Consider the following 17,288-nt stretch of genomic DNA (forward strand, 5'->3'; position numbering starts at 1 on the left):
ATTTATTTTTGGGTGACTAACACCCTTATACCAGATATTAAAGCGCCCAATGCGCGGCAACGGGCACCACTCCTTTTTTGAGGATAATATTACCGTATTTTACCGTTTCGCCGGTAACCACAATCGCAAAAGCCGATTTCGACCGCTCATAAAAGGCAAAACGGTCTATACGTGTTATCGCAGGGGAGTCGGGATAAATGTTTTTTATAGCTTTGACATAAGATGCCTCAACGGCAGGATCGAGCGTATCGCCCTTTACAGCCTGCATCATAACCAAAGCATCCGGTACATAGGAGTCGATATTTATCAAACGCAAAATACCGTCAAGCAGTGCAGGAATTTTAATACCGTCGGCACGGAGTACCCGCGTATTGCATGAATCCGCAGGATAAAACGCGTCGGACAGCACCAGCTCGTCACCGTGCCCCATGCGGTGTAAAACGGAAATCAATTCGGGACTTATAACGGGAGAAACTCCGATCAACATACAACGCCTCCAAACTTATATAAATAGCAAACATTTTACAAAAATCATGTAATCGTTTACATAGTATAATCGCATTGAAATTCAAATCTGTCAAGAAAAATTTTATCATTTTAATGAAAATTCCATAAAAAACGGGATTTTTTTTATAAACTTTCCGTTAAAATCCGTGTTTTTGCGCGATATCGTCCGTGTTGTCTTTTTTTTTCCTATCAGATATAATAAATCCATGAATTCTGAAGATATAAAAAGTCTCGCATTCGGTTCGCGAAAAGACGGCAGCATTGAACTGGATGCATCAACCCTTTCCGGTTTTAAAAAAATGCCTATCGATATTTTTGACAATATATATTTAGGCGAAACAAAACCGGATGCTTTAATATTATGTATCGATGTACGCGGTTTCAGTAATTTTCTTTGTTCACAAGACGACAAATTAGTTTTTTCACTTATCACCTCTTTTACATCAAATTTTTTATCATGCGTAAATCAATTCGGCTGCGGCTGTTCTTACTATAAATTACTCGGTGACGGGGCTCTGATAATTTGGGATAAAACGGATGCTCGTACTTTGACGGAAGCTATCATGGTTTTCGAAATGTACAGTGAATTTACCCAAGAAGAATTATTTAAACCGTATCCGGAACTCGGTCTTGCCGGAGCTCTTGTTATGGACCAAGTGTATAAATATGAAATTTCGGCGGAGGCTTCTTTGCTAAAATATCGGGATTATGTGGGTTATGGAATAAATCTTGCCTGTCGTTTGCAGGGGCTTGCCCTAAAGTCGGAACTCATTATAAACAAAGAACTGACAAAACTAGATGCTCTTATAACCACAACAAAGGATAATCCCGCCCTGCTTGAGGACTTGGTACGTTTAAAGGGCATAAAAGAAGAAGATAAAAAAATATTATATTTTTACAAAGACATAAAAGAAAATAACGCTTTCGGAGTCAATAGGCATAACTATTGTATATAAAGATATGTCCGTACTCACAACAAATAGGACACAAGCGAATGTTTTTGTGCATAGAATGCAGCCTCAAACTGTTTTGAAATCAAGAAGTTCAAACCTTCATGCGGACGTTGGTTTTCGTACTTAAAAATCCACTCGTCAATAATGCCCTGCAACTTGTGTACATCCATTTGTTTATAGTGATAATCCAGCGCACCATACATTCAGTCTGTAATGTTCCGATGAACCGCGCACAAATGGGCAGCACAAAACAACGTATTTCAATCCAGGCACCCGCAGTCAAAAAATCTGCTTAAATTTTCCTAAAATTTGAGGCCGGTTCAGTATATCAAGTTTCACATCCCCCATATCAAAGCCAAATATGTAAGAATATTACGTGTATTAAAGATACGACTTCCCTTCACAACTTCACAATAGCGTTGAGATGAAGAATAAAAAATACAGTGGTATAGGCATACATCAGCGATTGATGATTTTTATCTATTTGAGAAAATATTTTATTACATTATTATAAGAAATATCTTCACAAAGCTTTCCGAGCATTTCCGTATAAGGATATTCTCCTCTGTCATAATAGGATGCAATATAGGAACAAAGGATTCTCCTAAAATAATCATGTCGTGAGTAGGAAAGAAAGGACCTTGAATCGGTTAACATTCCTATAAATCCACCCAGTAATCCTGTATTAGCAAGAGCATCCATCTGCTCTATCATTCCTTTTTTATGGTCTTGCATCCACCAAGCAGCTCCCAATTGAATTTTCGAATCTACCCCGGTTTCATGAAACGTATAACAAAGACTTGCAAGCGGCCAAAGATCTTTTGGATTGAGCGAAAAGAGTATTATTTTTGTAAGTATTCCATTTTCTTCAAGGTAGTTTAAAAGTTCTCCAATGGGAAGTGACATTTCAAAATCTCCGGGAGTATCATAGCCGCAAGCCTCCCCGACTTTTCTAACCATTTTCATGTTCTGATTTCTATTACATCCCGCATGCAATTCTACAACCCAATTTCGTTTTTTATATTCCGAAAAAAGAAAAACAAGCAGAGTACATTTCCATCTTTGAATTTCAACCTTTGTTAAGGTTTCGCTTTTCATTATTTTCAGGAAAATATCGGACATCTCATCTTCTGATGTCATATTAAACACAAATGCATTAAGATCATGATCGCTCGCAACACATCCCGCATTATCAAAGTCATCCATTCTCTTTATAACGGCCGCAAGAAAATCCTGATAAGATTTAATTTCATAACCATGTTTTTCAATCGCATGAATTTCATCTATAAATTTTTGGCTATTGACGTTTAATATTCTGTCAGGTCGCCATGCAGGAAGAACCATACATTCTTTCCATTCTTTTTTCAACTTTTCATGATAACCCAAATCAGCCGAAACATCTTCCGTAGTACATAAACCCCGCACATTATACAACGAAAGTATTTTTCTTGGGGATAATTTTTTTTCATTTATAATTTTTTTTGTTTTATTCCAAATTCTTAATGCAGATTCTTTTGTAAGAACTTCTCTTATTTTGAATATGTCATTTAATTCCCTATAACTCCAATGCAAAACAGGATTACCCATCGCATAATAAAGAGTATCGATGAAAATCAAATACTTTTTATAAATATCTCCTTCTCCCGTAACATACTTTTCATCAATACCGCGGGATCTTATCAATCTCCACTTATAATGATCATGATTAAGCCAGAGTTCCCCCAAAGAAGAAAATTGAACATCCTCATATATCTCCTTTGCTGACAAATGACAATGATAATCAAAAATAGGTTTTTTTACGGCGTGTTCCGTATACAAATTCACGGCAAGAGGGCTATCCAATAAAAACTCATCTGAAAAAAAATCTCTCATTTAAACATTTTCCATGCAGTCTTTTGGTTTCAATAAAGCAAATTGGGAATAAACATTGTAATCTGAGGGAAAAACACCAAAACGACAACTTCCAGCAATACGGAGATAAAAAACGGCAACGAATATTTAACATAATCCTGTATTGATGTCTTGTGTATTCCGCAAACAACATAAATTGCAGTACCTACAGGCGGTGTCATACATCCCATTGTAACAATCGTCATCATACATATTCCAAAATGAACAGGATTTATTTCAAGCTCTGTAACCACAGGAAGAAAAATCGGAGTAAGTAACAAAATATTTACATTTGAATCGACAAGCATCCCCGTTAGAAATAAAAATCCGAGCATGAGTAGAACCATAAGTTGAGGACTATCGGTTATTCCAATTAAAAAAGCAGACATAATTTTAGGAATATTTCCATATGTAAGTGCATAACTAAATATTCCAGAGAGTGCAATTATAAAAATTATTGCGCCCGTATCTATAACGGCATTTTTTAAACTGCGAATAAAGCTTTCTATCGTAAGTTCTTTATAGACGAAAGTTCCGATGACAATTGCATAAACAACAGCAAAGGCTCCTGCTTCACTTGGTGTAAAAAAACCAAACCTAATACCAATAATGAGAATAATAGGAAACAAAAGAGCCCATACGGATGTTTTTAGATTATCCATCAATTCCTTAAAAGTAAATCGTTTCGAATCGGGTCTTGGGGCATCATATCCATGCCTGCGACTTGTAATAGTTACGGTAACCATTAATACCAAACACATCAAAAAACCGGGAACAATACCTGCCGCAAAAAGCTGACCGATAGAAACCTCTCCTACGAAACCGTATAAAATGAGACCGAGACTCGGCGGGATTGTGGCCGTAATAAGACTGGTAAGACATGTAAGACCACATGTATAACCTTTAGGATAGCCGCGACTATCCATCTCTGGGCCTAAAATGCGTATCTCCATTCCGGCATCCGCACAAGCAGACCCGGAAACACCTCCCATCAACGTGGAAAGAATAACATTTACCTGCGCCGTACCTCCATACATCCTTCTTGTAATAAGACGGGCAAGCGAAAGAAGATGTTTTGTTATTCCGGTTTCATTCATAAGATTACCGGCAAATAAAAAGAACGGAACCGCTAGAAAAGAAAAAGATTGCGTCTGTGATACAACTCGCTGAACCAAAACCGTCCAAGGGATCTCATTATTGATAAGAAAGTATCCGCCTCCTGCAATTCCAATAACAAACGCAACCGGCATACCTATTACCAGGAGAATAATAAAAAGTGTCAACAATAACCACATTTTTCCACCCCTGATTCAATGTCCCTGAAGAGCACAACAATATTATGAATTATACTCATTATCATAAACATACCGGAACAAGGAAGACTTAAAGTAACAAATCCGTAACTTATCTTAAGAGTTTGAAAACTTCTGTTCCAGTTCTTTATCGCCAGAGGAAATCCGTACTTTATAAGTATCAACACGAAAAAGAACATTATAACTAAATTTATCATCTTTATTTTTTTCTGAATCCGAAGGTTAAGATGCATGGTAACAAGATCTACGCCAACCAAAGATCCTTTTCTCAAAGTAATATCTGCACCAAAAAACGCTGCCCATGCAAAACAAAGTTGGGAAACATCAACCGTCCATGCAAGCGGCATATTCAATTTCCTCAGTATTGCGGAAATAAAAACCAACAGGATAACCATTAAGAACAATACGCAACAAAAAAACATCTCTATCTTACAAAGCTTCTCGTAAAACCGAGATAATTTTACAAAAAAAGTTGCCTTTATCATAAACCCTCATTCACACAAAGCCGCTGCCAAAAGATCGGGCAGCGGACATTATTCATCAATAACCGAGTTGTTTAAACAATTCATCTTTAAGCTTTCTGTAATTAAGTTTATCGTACACAGGCTGTACAGCCTCAATAAAGGGTGTTTTGTCAACATCTCGCACAATCATCCCATATCCTTCCATTTCCTTCTCATATTGTAATGTCAATTTCTTTACAAGCTGTTGATTTTCAGAACCAACCTCTTTAAATGTCTTTATGAAAAACTCCTGCGCCTCCCTACTCCAAGAATTGAATATCTTGGCACCCATAACAACACAGCCAATAAGTTGAAAATGCTCCGTTCTATTTGTTACCTTGGAAACCTCGTATATCCTTGTAGCATAGGAAGATGGAGTTTGAACTTCGGCACCGTCGATAGCTCCCTGCTGAATTGCCGAATATACTTCAGACCAGGCCATTGGAGTTGCAACAGCACCCATTGCATTGATACTCTCTGTATAGAGCTGAGCTCCGATAGTTCTGATTTTCAACCCTTTCAAATCGGATGGTTTGTTTATTTCTTTATCACAAACAAAATTCCTCGCTCCTGAATACCAATTCGAAGTTATAAGCTTCAGACCAAACTTATCCTCAAAGCTTTTCTCCCATTTTTTATACATGGGTGTTTCGATAAGTTTGTCTAAATCAGAGGCATCCTTAAAGATATAAGGCATCTGAATTACACCAAATTCATTAATATAACTCATCAGACGACCGGGATCAGTTACAGTGAGAACAGGAGCACCTTGAAGCCCTTGCTCCATGATATCATCTGTTTCACCGAGTGCAGAGGAAGGATAAACTGTAACTTCAAAAAGACCTGATGCATTTAAACGTCGCGCCACTTCATTTAGCCCCATGGTCTGTGTATCCTTTTCGCCCTGGGTATTACCGAACTTAATCTTATAAGGCCCTTTTGCAATACTTTCACCCGCTCCACCTGCAAAACCGAATCCTAAAACAAATAGAGCACCCAAGAAACTCATTAAGATTTTTTTCATAATGTCTTTCTCCTTTTTTTGTAAATCTAAAAACCGATTGAACAACCACCATCAACAGGAATAGAAACTCCTGTAACAAACTTAGACGCATCTGAGGCAAGATAGAGCGCTGCCCACGCAATATCTTCCGGCTGACCATACACTCCCATCGGGGTATGAGAGAGTATCTTTTTCTGTCGCTCGGGATCCGAATCAACAGCCTTATGGAACATGGGCGTGTCAATAAATCCCGGAGCAATGGCATTGATTCTGATGCCGTATGGGCAAAGATCACCTGAAAGACACTTTATCATTCCCAAAACGGCACTTTTGGCCGCACCATAGGCAACTACCTTTGTCAAAGCAAGATATGCGGACATAGAAGAGATCATTATGATGCTTCCTTTTTTTTGGCTTTTCATATGAGGTACCGCAGCTCTTATTAGCCCCAAGGGACCCACCACATGTACGGAAAGCATCTCTTCGAAATCTTTTCTGCTTATATTCTCTACATCCTTTTTAGAATGTATCCCCGCATTACTAACAATGATATCGATTTTTTTATAGCGTGCGACTATATCTTCGACAATTTCTTCATGCAGACTGTCATCAGAAATATCATAACGAATACCGATGCAATCATTACCTACTTCATCCGCCGCTCGATCAAGCCCCTCCTGTTCTCTGGTACCGGTAATAACAACTCTAGCACCCGCAGCGGCAAAACACTTTGCCATAGCAAATCCAAGCCCCGATGTACCTCCTGTTACTACAGCCACCTTATTTTCAAGCGAAAATATTTTTCTGTAATCGTATTCCACAATATCACCTCACAAAACCCCGAACTTTGAAAAAGCTTCCGTTGCCGACATACCATCTTCTATTGCGGCTCTCACAACTTTTTCGGCTCGTGCTTTTTCAATCGCTTTCTCAATAACCTCTTCACATGTATCTTGCGGTATAACCAACACACCATCGATATCCCCGAAAACAAGATCTCCCGGATTCACAGTGACCTCACCGACCTCGATCTTGCACCGATAATCAATAACCTGTGTTCTTACAGAGCTGTCCTGAGCATACCTGCCTCTTGAAAACACGGGCCAATTCTGTGCAAGCATTTGAGGGGTATCACGATGAAATCCGTTTATCACCGCACCTGCAGCTTTCCTCATTTTGGCCGTCGCCGTCAATAACTCTCCCCAGTAAGCGCATCTAAATACTCCCCCGCTTGCAAGATAAACATCTCCTTCCTCCAGTTGATCAAGCGCTTCTGTAAGATAGCCGAAAGGCTTTTTTTGTACACCATACACATCGATCATAAGAGCGGGCATTGCAAAACCGACAATCTTAAAATCTTCTCGAGCCGAAACAATCGAAGGGGGTAAAAATTGATGAACATAGCCCATAGTATCAAGAATATCACCCACGACCGGAGTATATAATTCAGTCTTTATCACATCAAAATATTTAATAATTTTTTGCTTATTCATTACATTTCTCCTCACAGATAGCTCTGATAGCTGCTTTCATATATCCGATCGCATAAGCCATACCGGCATACCATGAACCGGGACAGGTCATTTCCGGAGTATGATCGGGGATAAGAAGTCCCGTGTACTCCGTGTCCCTTAAAATCCTTAAAATTTTGAACATATCAATATCCCCTTCATCCAAAAATACCTCATCATATTTGGGGACAGTACCTTTTACATTTCTAAAATGAATATAACTGATACGCTTGTTTCTGCTGTATTTTTCCGTTTCCTTATAAATATTTCCTTCACTCATCTCCTTTAAACTGCCCAAACAAAATTCCAGCTGATTCATAGGACTTTTATTAAGATTGATGAGCTTATCATAATACTTGGGCTGATAAACAAGCCGGGCAGTCTGTCTGAGTTCGGGCATGGGGGGATCATCCGGATGAAGTGCTAAAGCAACGCCGCTTTTTTCACATACGGGTAAAATTTCATTCAAGAATCTTTCGAACCGATTCCAAAGATCGGCATGAGAAACAGGAGCGATAAATGTATCTTTTGGACCATCCCTATAGGTCATATTCCAAACTTCTCCGTCAGGTATAGAGGCATCAATCGGTAATGCCGAAGCATCAAAACATACGCTTACAGCTCCGCCACGAGCAACAGCAAGTCTCTTATGCCCCCAAACGCCTGCAATTGAAAAATTATATCCAAAATTCCGTATACCAACTCTACCTACATTTGCGATGATTCGCTTCAAGTTTTCCACTTGTTCATCACGATGCGGTCCGTCCAAAAGTACATCATACCAATCTGCGGGGCTGAAATTTTCAATACCGTATATTTCAATGCCCTCTTCTGCTGCAATATCTTTCAGATTCTTTAATCCGTCGTAACTCCAAATAAAATCATTTTCTATCGATTCACCATAATTCGTCTTATCATCCGTAGCCGGTAATATGCCCTGTTTTTCTGAATAATAATTTACAAGATGAACGATAACATGGGAACAACCCAGCTGCTTTGCAAATTTGAAATGGTTACGATCAAGCATATGTCTATAAAGACCTATTCCTAATTTCATTTTTACCTCTAACATTAGATTACATTCATTTTCCCTTTAAATATTGTATTTACAATTAAAATTTATTGCTGTATATTGATATTGTGATAAATAAAATTTTAGCCTCGGAAGTAATAGATTCGGACAGAGAAGTTCATTATTCCTTTCGAACCGCAATTGATATAAAAAGTTATCCCCAAGTTCATGATTTCTATGAATTCTCCTTGGTCCTAAGCGGAGGCTTTATTATGGAACAAAAGAACCATGTATATGAACTCGAACAAGGAGATTTGATACTTACAAAACCGGGAACAATTCATAAGAAAAAATATCTTAGCGGACAAACGCCGGTTCATATAAACCTTGCATTTCTCAAAAGTGTAATGAATAGCGCGATAAATTATCTATATGATAAGAACGATGAGGAATATTTTTCTTCAAATACAGTACTGTTCCATTTGAATGACAACTATCTAGATCTTATAAAGCGGGAAATGCAAAGACTCTCCAGTTATGTAACGGAAAATGCCGAAGCGGAAAAACATCACATGAGATGGCTGCTTACAGAACTGTTGCACTACATAATAAATCCAAAAGTCGGGCAAGAATTGAAAAGAACAGATTTTCCCCTTTGGCTTGATACTCTTTTAAATCGTTTAGATTCTCCAAACAGCATAAACGAACAGATGTCGGTAATAATAAAAGAAACCGGATTAAGCAAGGAACATGTAATTCGTTCCTTTAAAAAGCACTTAGGAACAACCCCCACGACCTATCACAATATTCATCGACTAAATCTCGCAGCCCACATGCTTTCATACACTGACAAGGAAATTTCAACTATAAGCGAAGATCTTAATTTCAATTCAATCAGCTATTTTTATAAACAATTCAAAAAGGCTTTTTCAATGACCCCCAGACAATACAGAATGAAAAAAAAGATAAGCGAATAAACTTAAAAACCATGATTCTCCCTCTTTTTTTGTTTCCAAAAAAAAGTTAATCTAAACACACCCTCCTCTTGACAATAAAACATTTTTTATATATAAATAATTATATATTTATAAAGGTACTCTAATTCAAAACAAGAGGGTTATCTGTACCGCTAAGGAGACTCCACATGAGTATTATGAATTTCTCGGTGCCGCGCCAAATTATTTACGGCGAAAATGCAATGGATCATTTGGCCCAATTAAAGGGCAAAAAAGCCGCCATCGTTACCGGCGGAAGCTCGATGAAAAAATTCGGCTTTTTGGATAAGGCCGTAGAGCTGTTGAAAAAAGCCGGCATCGAATCGATTATTATCGACGGTGTAGAACCGAACCCTTCGGTAAAAACCGTTGTGGACGGCGGCAAAAAAATGAGCGATTTCGGCCCCGATTGGATTGTCGCACTCGGAGGCGGTTCGGCGCTCGATGCGGCCAAGGTTATGTGGTGTTTTTACGAACATCCTTCCGTTAAATTCGAAGCCATCATCCCCGTCGGTGCAATGCCTCCGCTACGCAACAAGGCAAAGATGATTTGTATTCCTTCAACCAGCGGAACCGCAAGCGAAATCACGGCATTTTCCGTTATCACCGATACCGACAATCACATTAAATACCCGATAGTCGCTGCGGATATGGTTCCGGATATCGCAATCCTCGACCCCGCACTTCCCGCATGTATGCCGCCCCACATCACCGCAAACACCGGTATGGACGTATTTGCCCACGCAATTGAATCCTTTGCTTCAACGGCCGCAACTTCGTTTACGGAACCTTATTCCATCGAAGCTTTGCGCCTCGTCATTGAATATCTTCCCGCTGCATACAAAAACGGCAAAGATATGACAGCCCGCGCCCACATGCACAATGCATCCAGCCTTGCCGGTATGGCCTTCACAAATGCATCCTTGGGCTTGGTACACTCGCTTGCCCATAAAATCGGAGGCGAATTCGGCGTTACGCACGGCTTGGCAAACGCAATCCTCATGCCCTACATTATCGACTTTAACCGCAAATTCTCGGATAAATACGATTTGGCGGAAAAAAGACTCGGCGTAAAAGACATTGCCGAAACCGTCCGTGAACTTAACAAAAAACTCGACATTCCCTTGTGCTTTAAAGACTGTAAAGAAGTCGACTTTAACGAAGAAAAGTTCAAAACGGTTTTGGAGCGCATGAGTAAAAACGCCCACGGCGACCCCTGTACGCTGACCAACCCCGGAAAACCCACTCCGGAAGACGTCAAGATGATTTACGAAGCAGCGTATTACGGAAAAAAAATCAACTAAAAAAGGAAGCCGCCGATAAGAATAATTTTACCGGCGGTCTTGATAAAAAAGCTGCCCTAAGCATCAATTTTCAGCTTTCGGCAGCTTTTTTTTACGTTTTTTTATCTTTTATCTTGCTTTTTGCTTGCGTTTTATTCAATTTCGTAATATAATCGAAAAGAAAGGGGAAACAATGGTGATTCAGGAATTATCCGACCGCGAACACAGTATATTAAACCGTCTTATGGCGCAGGGGGCCGTGTCCGTCGCCGAATTGAGCGGCGAGCTGGACGTTTCGGAAGTTACGATTCGTTCGGATTTAAGCAGCTTGGAAGAAAGAGGTCTTTTAAGCCGCACTCACGGAGGAGCCCTGCCCACCATTCACCCCCATATCTTCCAGCGGCAAAATATGAATATCGAAGAAAAGCACTGCATTGCGCGTTCCGCCGCAGAGTTGGTGCGGGACGGAGATGCAATCATGATAGAAGCGGGAACAACAACCGCTCTTTTACCGCGGTATTTAACGGGTAAGCGCGATGTATTGATTATCACCAATTCCATCGCGGCCTTCGAATCAGCAAAGTCGAACCCCGCTTTAAAAATCACCCTTGTAGGCGGCGAGTTCCGCAACAGCACCGATTCCTTTGTAGGCAGCATTGCATTGGATACGATACGCCGCTTTAACGTGCGCTACGCCTTTGTCGGCACCGACGGCTTCAGTGTAAAGACGGGCATTACCACCCACTTGGTCGAAGGCGGCGACGTTATTACGGCTATGCGAGAACGCGCGGAAAAGCTCGTTCTTATGGCCGACTCTTCAAAGCACGGTAAAAGCGGGGTGGTAACGATTTTACCGATGAGCGATATAGATATTTTAATTACCGACGGCGGCATAAGGGCGCAGGATAAAACGGAATTGGAACAAGTTCCCTTGCACCTTATTACGTGCAAAGGCTAACGGGTACTTCCATAAAACGGGTGTTTTTGGAAGACCCCTATATAAAAAACAGGAGGAAACATGGCTCATGTTTTGATTATGCCCAGACAGGGCAACACTGTAGAATCTTGCATTATTGTAGAATGGAAGAAAAAAGAGGGGGACGCCGTAGACGCGGATACAACCGTATGTGAAGTTGAAACCGACAAGGCAACCTTTGAAGTTCCCGCAGGAGCTGCCGGAACGATTTTAAAAATCATTCACCCGGAAGGGGACGACGTTCCCGTCTTGCAGCCGATTATGGTTGTCGGTAACGCGGGAGAAGATTGGACGAAGTTTGTGGATGCGGGAACCTCTTCGGAATCGGCCGGCGCCGCGGAAAGTGTTCCGGCAGCGCAGGCACCCGCACAAAGTCCGGCAGACGCCCCTGCACCGAGTGCACCTGCCGTGCAGACACTTGTAACGCAGGCAAGCGCCGCACAGACTGCAAGCGGCGGACATCTTGCGGTATCTCCGCGCGCACGCGCTGCGGCTTTAAAAGAAGTCATTGACGTAAGCACGCTGACGGGTACCGGAGCGGAAGGCCGCATTATAGAAGCCGACGTATTGCGCGCCGCTTCTCAAAGACCTCCGCTGACGGCGGCCGCAAAAGAAGCCCTGCGTTCAGGCGGTGCAATCCCTGCAAGCGGAAGCGGTATCGGCGGAAGAGTAACCTTGGAAGATATAGCCGCCGTCGCATCGGGCGCAAAAGCGGTCCTTGCTCAAGGCGCACCGGCCGGACAAACGGGATGTGCCGCAAGCAAAGCGGACGAGTATACCGATACACCGATTAAAGGTATCCGCAAAGTTATTGCCGAACGCATGATGAGTTCTTTGGCTACATCCGCCCAGTTCACTTTAAATGCAAGTGCAAGCGCTGTCCGTATGCAAAAGCTCCGCGAGCGCTTTAAAGCAAGCGACCCTGCGATGGGCTTGTCAAAGGTTACCGTAAACGACTTAATCCTCTTTTTGGCTTCACGGCTGCTTAAAGACTACAGCTATATGAATGCGGTAAAAAAAGACGGCGTTGTACGCGAATACAAAAACGTTCACCTCGGTATGGCGGTCGACACCCCGCGCGGCCTTATGGTTCCGGTTATCCGCAACGCCGACACCCTTTCCCTGGCGGAAATCTCGGCTCAGGCAAAATACCTTGCAGGCGAATGCCAAAACGGTTCGATAAGCCCCGACCTTTTAGGCGGCTCGAGTTTCACAATCACAAACCTCGGCAATACGGGAATCGAAAGCTTTACCCCCGTTATCAATGCGCCCGAAGTTGCGATTTTAGGCGTTTGCGGTATTCAGCCCAAGCCCGAAGCCAATGCCCAGGGTTCGTACGATATCGTTCCGCACCTTTCGTTCAGTTTAACGATAGACCATGCGGTGGTTGACGGCGCTCCTGCAGCCCGGTTTATGAAAGCTCTATGCCTTGCTTTAAAAGACATCGATATTTGGATTGCAAAATAAGGCGGAAAACGTATGTATGATGTTATTGTAATCGGAGGCGGCCCCGGAGGCTATCTTGCCGCGGAACGGCTCGCTCAACGGAAAAAACAGGTTTTACTTATTGAAAGAGAATTTCTGGGCGGTACCTGCCTGAATGTCGGCTGTATCCCCACAAAGACGCTTTTGAATTCGGCAAAACACTATCTCCATGCCCACGAAGCACCCATGTTCGGCGTTCATGCGGACAATATCCGTTTCGACATGAAGGAAATGTCGGCGTGGAAAAAGAAAACGGTCGAAACCCTTTGTTCGGGCGTAAGCGCTCTTATGAAGCGTTTAAAAGTCGAAGTTATTATGGGAACGGGAGAACTTGTATCAGCCGGCAAGGTTAAAATAGCCGAAACGGGTGCCGTACACGAAGCCAAAGCGGTTGTCATTGCGGCCGGCTCTCTTCCGGCAATGCCGCCCATTCCCGGAGCAAAGGACAATCCCAAGGTATTGGATTCGACCGCTCTTTTGGACATCGATCACGTTCCCGAGCGCTTATGCGTTATCGGAGGCGGCGTTATCGGTATCGAGTTTGCAAGCTTATTCGGCACCCTGGGAAGCAAGGTTTCGGTTATCGAAATGATGGACGAAATCATTCCGCCTATGGACAAAGAACTTGCCCCCGTATTGAGAAACAGCCTTAAAAACACGGAATTTCACTTGGGCTGCCGCGTCGAAAAAATCGAAGGCGGAACGGTCTTTTTCAAAACAAAGGACGGTAAAAGTCTTTCTTCGCAAGCCGACATCGTATTGATGGCCGCAGGACGCAGATGCCAAACCGAAAACTGGAACGGTAAGGCCGCGGGAGTAGACATCACTGCCAAGGGTGTTGCCGTAGACGACAGAATGAGGACGAATATCAGCGGCGTATGGGCTATCGGAGACGTAAACGGCCGCAGTATGCTCGCACACTCGGCCTACCGCATGGCGGAAGTTGCCGTAAACGATATTTGCTCGGTTTTGGACGGAACGCCTAATACCGACCGTATGCGCTATAACGCAGTCCCCTGGGTTGTCTATTCGATCCCCGAAGCTTCCGGCTGCGGTATTACCGAACAGGAAGCCGAAGCCAAAAAGATTGCCGTAAAAACGGCAACGGTTCCCATGCTCGTTTCGGGACGCTTTATTGCCGAAAACGGCGTAAAAGCTCCCGGCAGCGTAAAAGTCATTGTTTCAAAAGACGATAACCGCATACTCGGTATTCACGTTTTGGGCCCCTATGCTTCCGAAATGATTTGGGGAGCGGCCGCCCTCGTCGAAAACGAAATGCGCGTTGAAGATGTCAAACAAATGATCTTCCCCCATCCGACCGTTTGTGAAGCGATCCGGGAAGCAATTTGGACACTGTAGGTTTTATATAAGGAGAAGAACATGCCTAAGTCATTATTTGTGGACCCTAAAAAGGTCAGAAAGGCGGAAATCTTAAAAATTAAAGACATTCCGGTTAACCAATATCAAAGCAATTTTGAAAAAGAGCTTAAAACGTACGGAGCGGAAGGGCTTAAGAGAATCCTCTACGATATGCAGACAATCCGCGCCTTTGAAAACATGCTCAATACATTTAAAACCCAGGGCGCATGGGAAAACATTGAATACAACCACAAGGGCCCTGCCCACCTTTCGATGGGACAGGAAGCCGCCGCTGTCGGTCAGTGCGTCAACTTGGGAATAGACGACTTTATATTCGGTTCACACAGAAGCCACGGCGAAATCTTGGCAAAATGCTATTCCGCTGTAGAAAAACTGAGCGAAAAAGAACTCGAAAAAATTATGAAAGAATTTTTAGGCGGCGATACGCTTAAAATGGCCGAAAAAATCGGCTACAAAAACGTAAAGGATTTGGCTGAAAACTTCGTTTTATACGGAACATTGGCCGAAATTTTTGCCCGCAACGCAGGCTTTAACCGCGGTTTGGGCGGCTCCATGCACGCATACTTTTTGCCCTTCGGCTCCATGCCCAACAATGCAATCGTAGGCGGAAGCGCCGACATTGCAACCGGTTCGGCCCTCTTTAAACGCATCAATAAAAAGAAGGGTATCGTTATTTCCAACGTCGGAGACGCCGCCCTCGGATGCGGTCCGGTATGGGAAGCTATGATGATGGCTTCGATGGACCAGTACAACAACCTTTGGCCCGAATCGGTAGGAGGAGCGCCGCCTATTTTATTTAACTTCTTTAATAACTTTTACGGTATGGGCGGCCAAACCTGCGGCGAAACCATGGGCTATCAATATGTCGCGCGCGTCGGTGCGGGTGTCAATCCCGACAATATGCACGCCGAGCGCGTAGACGGTTACAATCCTTTGGCCGTTGCCGATGCAATCGCACGCAAAAAAGAAATCCTTTTAAAGGGTAAGGGCCCCGTTCTTTTGGACACGATTACCTACCGCGTTTCGGGGCACTCTCCCTCGGACGCCTCCAGCTACCGCACAAAAGAAGAAATCGAAGCGTGGGAAAAGGCGGACGCTATCGAAGAATACAAAGCCTATTTGATTAAAAACAAGCTGATTACAAAGGCCGATGCCGAAAAGCAGGACGAGATAATCCGTGAAAAACTGATTCAAGTGGTAAAATTGGCGGTTAACGACGAAGAAAGTCCGCGCGCAAGTGCCGCCTTTATCGAGTCGGTTATGTTTTCGAACACCAAAGCCGAAAAAATGGAAGAAGGCAAGCCCGAAGTGCTTGACGTCAATCCCGAAACCAATGTGCGCTTAAAGGCGATTGCCGGAAAGGTACGCTCCGCCTTCGGGCCGGACGGCAAACCCGTTTCCAAAAACAAAATGTTTCAATACCGCGACGGTTTGTTTGAAGCGATGTTCCACCGCTTTACAACAGACCCGACCATGGCGGCTTGGGGTGAAGAAAACCGCGACTGGGGCGGAGCCTTTGCCGTATACCGCGGCTTAACCGAAGCCCTGCCCTACCAGCGCCTGTTCAACAGCCCCATATCCGAAGCCGCAATCGTCGGCGCGGGCGTCGGCTATGCAATGAGCGGAGGACGTGCAGTTGTCGAATTGATGTACTGCGACTTTATGGGACGCGCCGGAGACGAAATATTCAACCAGGCATCCAAGTGGCAATCGATGTCCGCAGGTCTTCTTAAAATGCCGCTTACGGTGCGCGTTTCGGTCGGTAACAAATACGGCGCACAGCACAGCCAGGATTGGAGCGCCATCGTCGCGGCAATTCCCGGTCTTAAAGCCGTATTCCCGGCAACCCCCTATGATGCAAAGGGTATGCTGAACTACGCTTTGCGCGGTACCGACCCTGTAATCTTCTTTGAAAGCCAAAAACTCTACGATAAGGGTGAAGAATTTGAAAAAGAAGTACCGGCCGGCTATTATGAAGTACCCGAAGGAGAACCGGCAGTCCGCAAAACGGGTAAAGACATTACAATTGCAACATTGGGCGCAACCTTGTACACCGCATTGAGCACGGCAAAGATTTTAGAGGAAAAATACGGTTTGGATGCCGAAGTTATCGATATCCGCTGGATTAACCCGCTCAACTACGAAAAGTTGGTTGAATCGGTAAAGAAAACCGGAAAAATCCTGCTTGCAAGCGATGCGGCCGAACGCGGTTCTTACCTGCATACGGTTGCTTCAAACATAAGCGCCCTGGCTTTCGATTACTTGGACGCGCCGCCGGCCGTTTTGGGAAGCCGCAACTGGATTACCCCCGCTCCGGAATGCGAACACTACTATTTCCCGAGCACGGAATGGATGCTGGATGCAATTCACGAAAGAATCATTCCTTTAAAAGGACATACGCCTAAATCCGTCCAAACAACGATGGACATTATGCGCAAAAACCGCATGGGTGTTTAAAAAACGTACATCCTGTACGT

The 17,288-nt window shown here is 43.3% G+C and carries 16 protein-coding genes; 7 read left to right on the plus strand and 9 right to left on the minus strand.

The genetic code is table 11. From position 1 onward, the window contains the following. Window positions 1-37: 37 nt before the first annotated feature. On the minus strand, window positions 38-487 hold the full coding sequence (fucU, locus tag H0R92_RS11670; protein WP_432964960.1) for an L-fucose mutarotase: 450 nt from the start codon (window positions 485-487) through the stop codon (window positions 38-40). Window positions 488-713: 226 nt separating this feature from the next. Between fucU and H0R92_RS11675 the strand changes: the two genes are divergently transcribed. Next, window positions 714-1,463 carry a hypothetical protein gene (locus H0R92_RS11675; RefSeq protein WP_432964963.1) on the plus strand — a complete coding sequence of 250 codons (750 nt, stop codon included), beginning with the start codon at window positions 714-716 and terminating at the stop codon, window positions 1,461-1,463. Window positions 1,464-1,477: 14 nt separating this feature from the next. Here the strand turns inward: H0R92_RS11675 and H0R92_RS11680 are convergent, their stop codons facing one another. The 8 genes from H0R92_RS11680 to H0R92_RS11715 all read right to left on the minus strand — a co-directional run bounded on the left by H0R92_RS11680 (window position 1,478) and on the right by H0R92_RS11715 (window position 8,737). After that, window positions 1,478-1,630: a hypothetical protein gene (locus tag H0R92_RS11680; RefSeq protein ID WP_432964966.1), complete on the minus strand. Its 153-nt coding sequence runs from the start codon at window positions 1,628-1,630 to the stop codon at window positions 1,478-1,480. Between the two features lie 310 nt (window positions 1,631-1,940). After that, window positions 1,941-3,332, minus strand: a complete 1,392-nt coding sequence (gene uxaC / locus H0R92_RS11685; RefSeq protein WP_432964969.1) for a glucuronate isomerase — start codon at window positions 3,330-3,332, stop codon at window positions 1,941-1,943. A 29-nt stretch (window positions 3,333-3,361) separates the two neighbouring features. Then, complete coding sequence (locus H0R92_RS11690; protein WP_432964972.1) at window positions 3,362-4,645, minus strand: TRAP transporter large permease; 1,284 nt, start codon at window positions 4,643-4,645, stop codon at window positions 3,362-3,364. Next, window positions 4,630-5,148, minus strand: coding sequence for a TRAP transporter small permease (locus H0R92_RS11695; RefSeq protein ID WP_432964975.1), 519 nt, complete (start codon window positions 5,146-5,148; stop codon window positions 4,630-4,632). Before H0R92_RS11695 ends, H0R92_RS11690 begins: the two co-directional genes overlap by 16 nt. Window positions 5,149-5,203: 55 nt before the next feature. Beyond that, complete coding sequence (locus H0R92_RS11700; protein ID WP_432964977.1) at window positions 5,204-6,190, minus strand: C4-dicarboxylate TRAP transporter substrate-binding protein; 987 nt, start codon at window positions 6,188-6,190, stop codon at window positions 5,204-5,206. Window positions 6,191-6,216: 26 nt separating this feature from the next. Next, on the minus strand, window positions 6,217-6,990 hold the full coding sequence (locus H0R92_RS11705; RefSeq protein WP_432964980.1) for an SDR family NAD(P)-dependent oxidoreductase: 774 nt from the start codon (window positions 6,988-6,990) through the stop codon (window positions 6,217-6,219). 9 nt (window positions 6,991-6,999) lie between these two features. Further along, window positions 7,000-7,662: an RraA family protein gene (locus H0R92_RS11710; protein WP_432964983.1), complete on the minus strand. Its 663-nt coding sequence runs from the start codon at window positions 7,660-7,662 to the stop codon at window positions 7,000-7,002. After that, window positions 7,655-8,737 carry a mannonate dehydratase gene (locus H0R92_RS11715; protein ID WP_432964986.1) on the minus strand — a complete coding sequence of 361 codons (1,083 nt, stop codon included), beginning with the start codon at window positions 8,735-8,737 and terminating at the stop codon, window positions 7,655-7,657. Before H0R92_RS11715 ends, H0R92_RS11710 begins: the two co-directional genes overlap by 8 nt. 83 nt (window positions 8,738-8,820) lie before the next feature. On the opposite strand from H0R92_RS11715, the gene H0R92_RS11720 reads away from it, so the two are divergent. The 6 genes from H0R92_RS11720 to H0R92_RS11745 all read left to right on the plus strand — a co-directional run bounded on the left by H0R92_RS11720 (window position 8,821) and on the right by H0R92_RS11745 (window position 17,268). Continuing rightward, window positions 8,821-9,669, plus strand: a complete 849-nt coding sequence (locus H0R92_RS11720) for an AraC family transcriptional regulator (RefSeq protein ID WP_432964989.1) — start codon at window positions 8,821-8,823, stop codon at window positions 9,667-9,669. 167 nt (window positions 9,670-9,836) lie between these two features. Then, window positions 9,837-10,991 carry an iron-containing alcohol dehydrogenase gene (locus tag H0R92_RS11725; protein WP_432964992.1) on the plus strand — a complete coding sequence of 385 codons (1,155 nt, stop codon included), beginning with the start codon at window positions 9,837-9,839 and terminating at the stop codon, window positions 10,989-10,991. Between the two features lie 172 nt (window positions 10,992-11,163). Continuing rightward, window positions 11,164-11,928, plus strand: a complete 765-nt coding sequence (locus tag H0R92_RS11730) for a DeoR/GlpR family DNA-binding transcription regulator (protein ID WP_432964995.1) — start codon at window positions 11,164-11,166, stop codon at window positions 11,926-11,928. A gap of 60 nt (window positions 11,929-11,988) precedes the next feature. After that, window positions 11,989-13,413 carry a dihydrolipoamide acetyltransferase family protein gene (locus H0R92_RS11735; RefSeq protein ID WP_432964998.1) on the plus strand — a complete coding sequence of 475 codons (1,425 nt, stop codon included), beginning with the start codon at window positions 11,989-11,991 and terminating at the stop codon, window positions 13,411-13,413. Window positions 13,414-13,425: 12 nt separating this feature from the next. Continuing rightward, window positions 13,426-14,790, plus strand: a complete 1,365-nt coding sequence (lpdA, locus tag H0R92_RS11740) for a dihydrolipoyl dehydrogenase (protein ID WP_432965001.1) — start codon at window positions 13,426-13,428, stop codon at window positions 14,788-14,790. Window positions 14,791-14,811: 21 nt separating this feature from the next. Beyond that, complete coding sequence (locus tag H0R92_RS11745; protein WP_432965004.1) at window positions 14,812-17,268, plus strand: alpha-ketoacid dehydrogenase subunit alpha/beta; 2,457 nt, start codon at window positions 14,812-14,814, stop codon at window positions 17,266-17,268. Window positions 17,269-17,288 lie beyond the last annotated feature (20 nt).

The sequence above is a fragment of the Treponema sp. OMZ 840 genome (genome assembly GCF_050937815.1).
Taxonomy (GTDB): domain Bacteria; phylum Spirochaetota; class Spirochaetia; order Treponematales; family Treponemataceae; genus Treponema_C.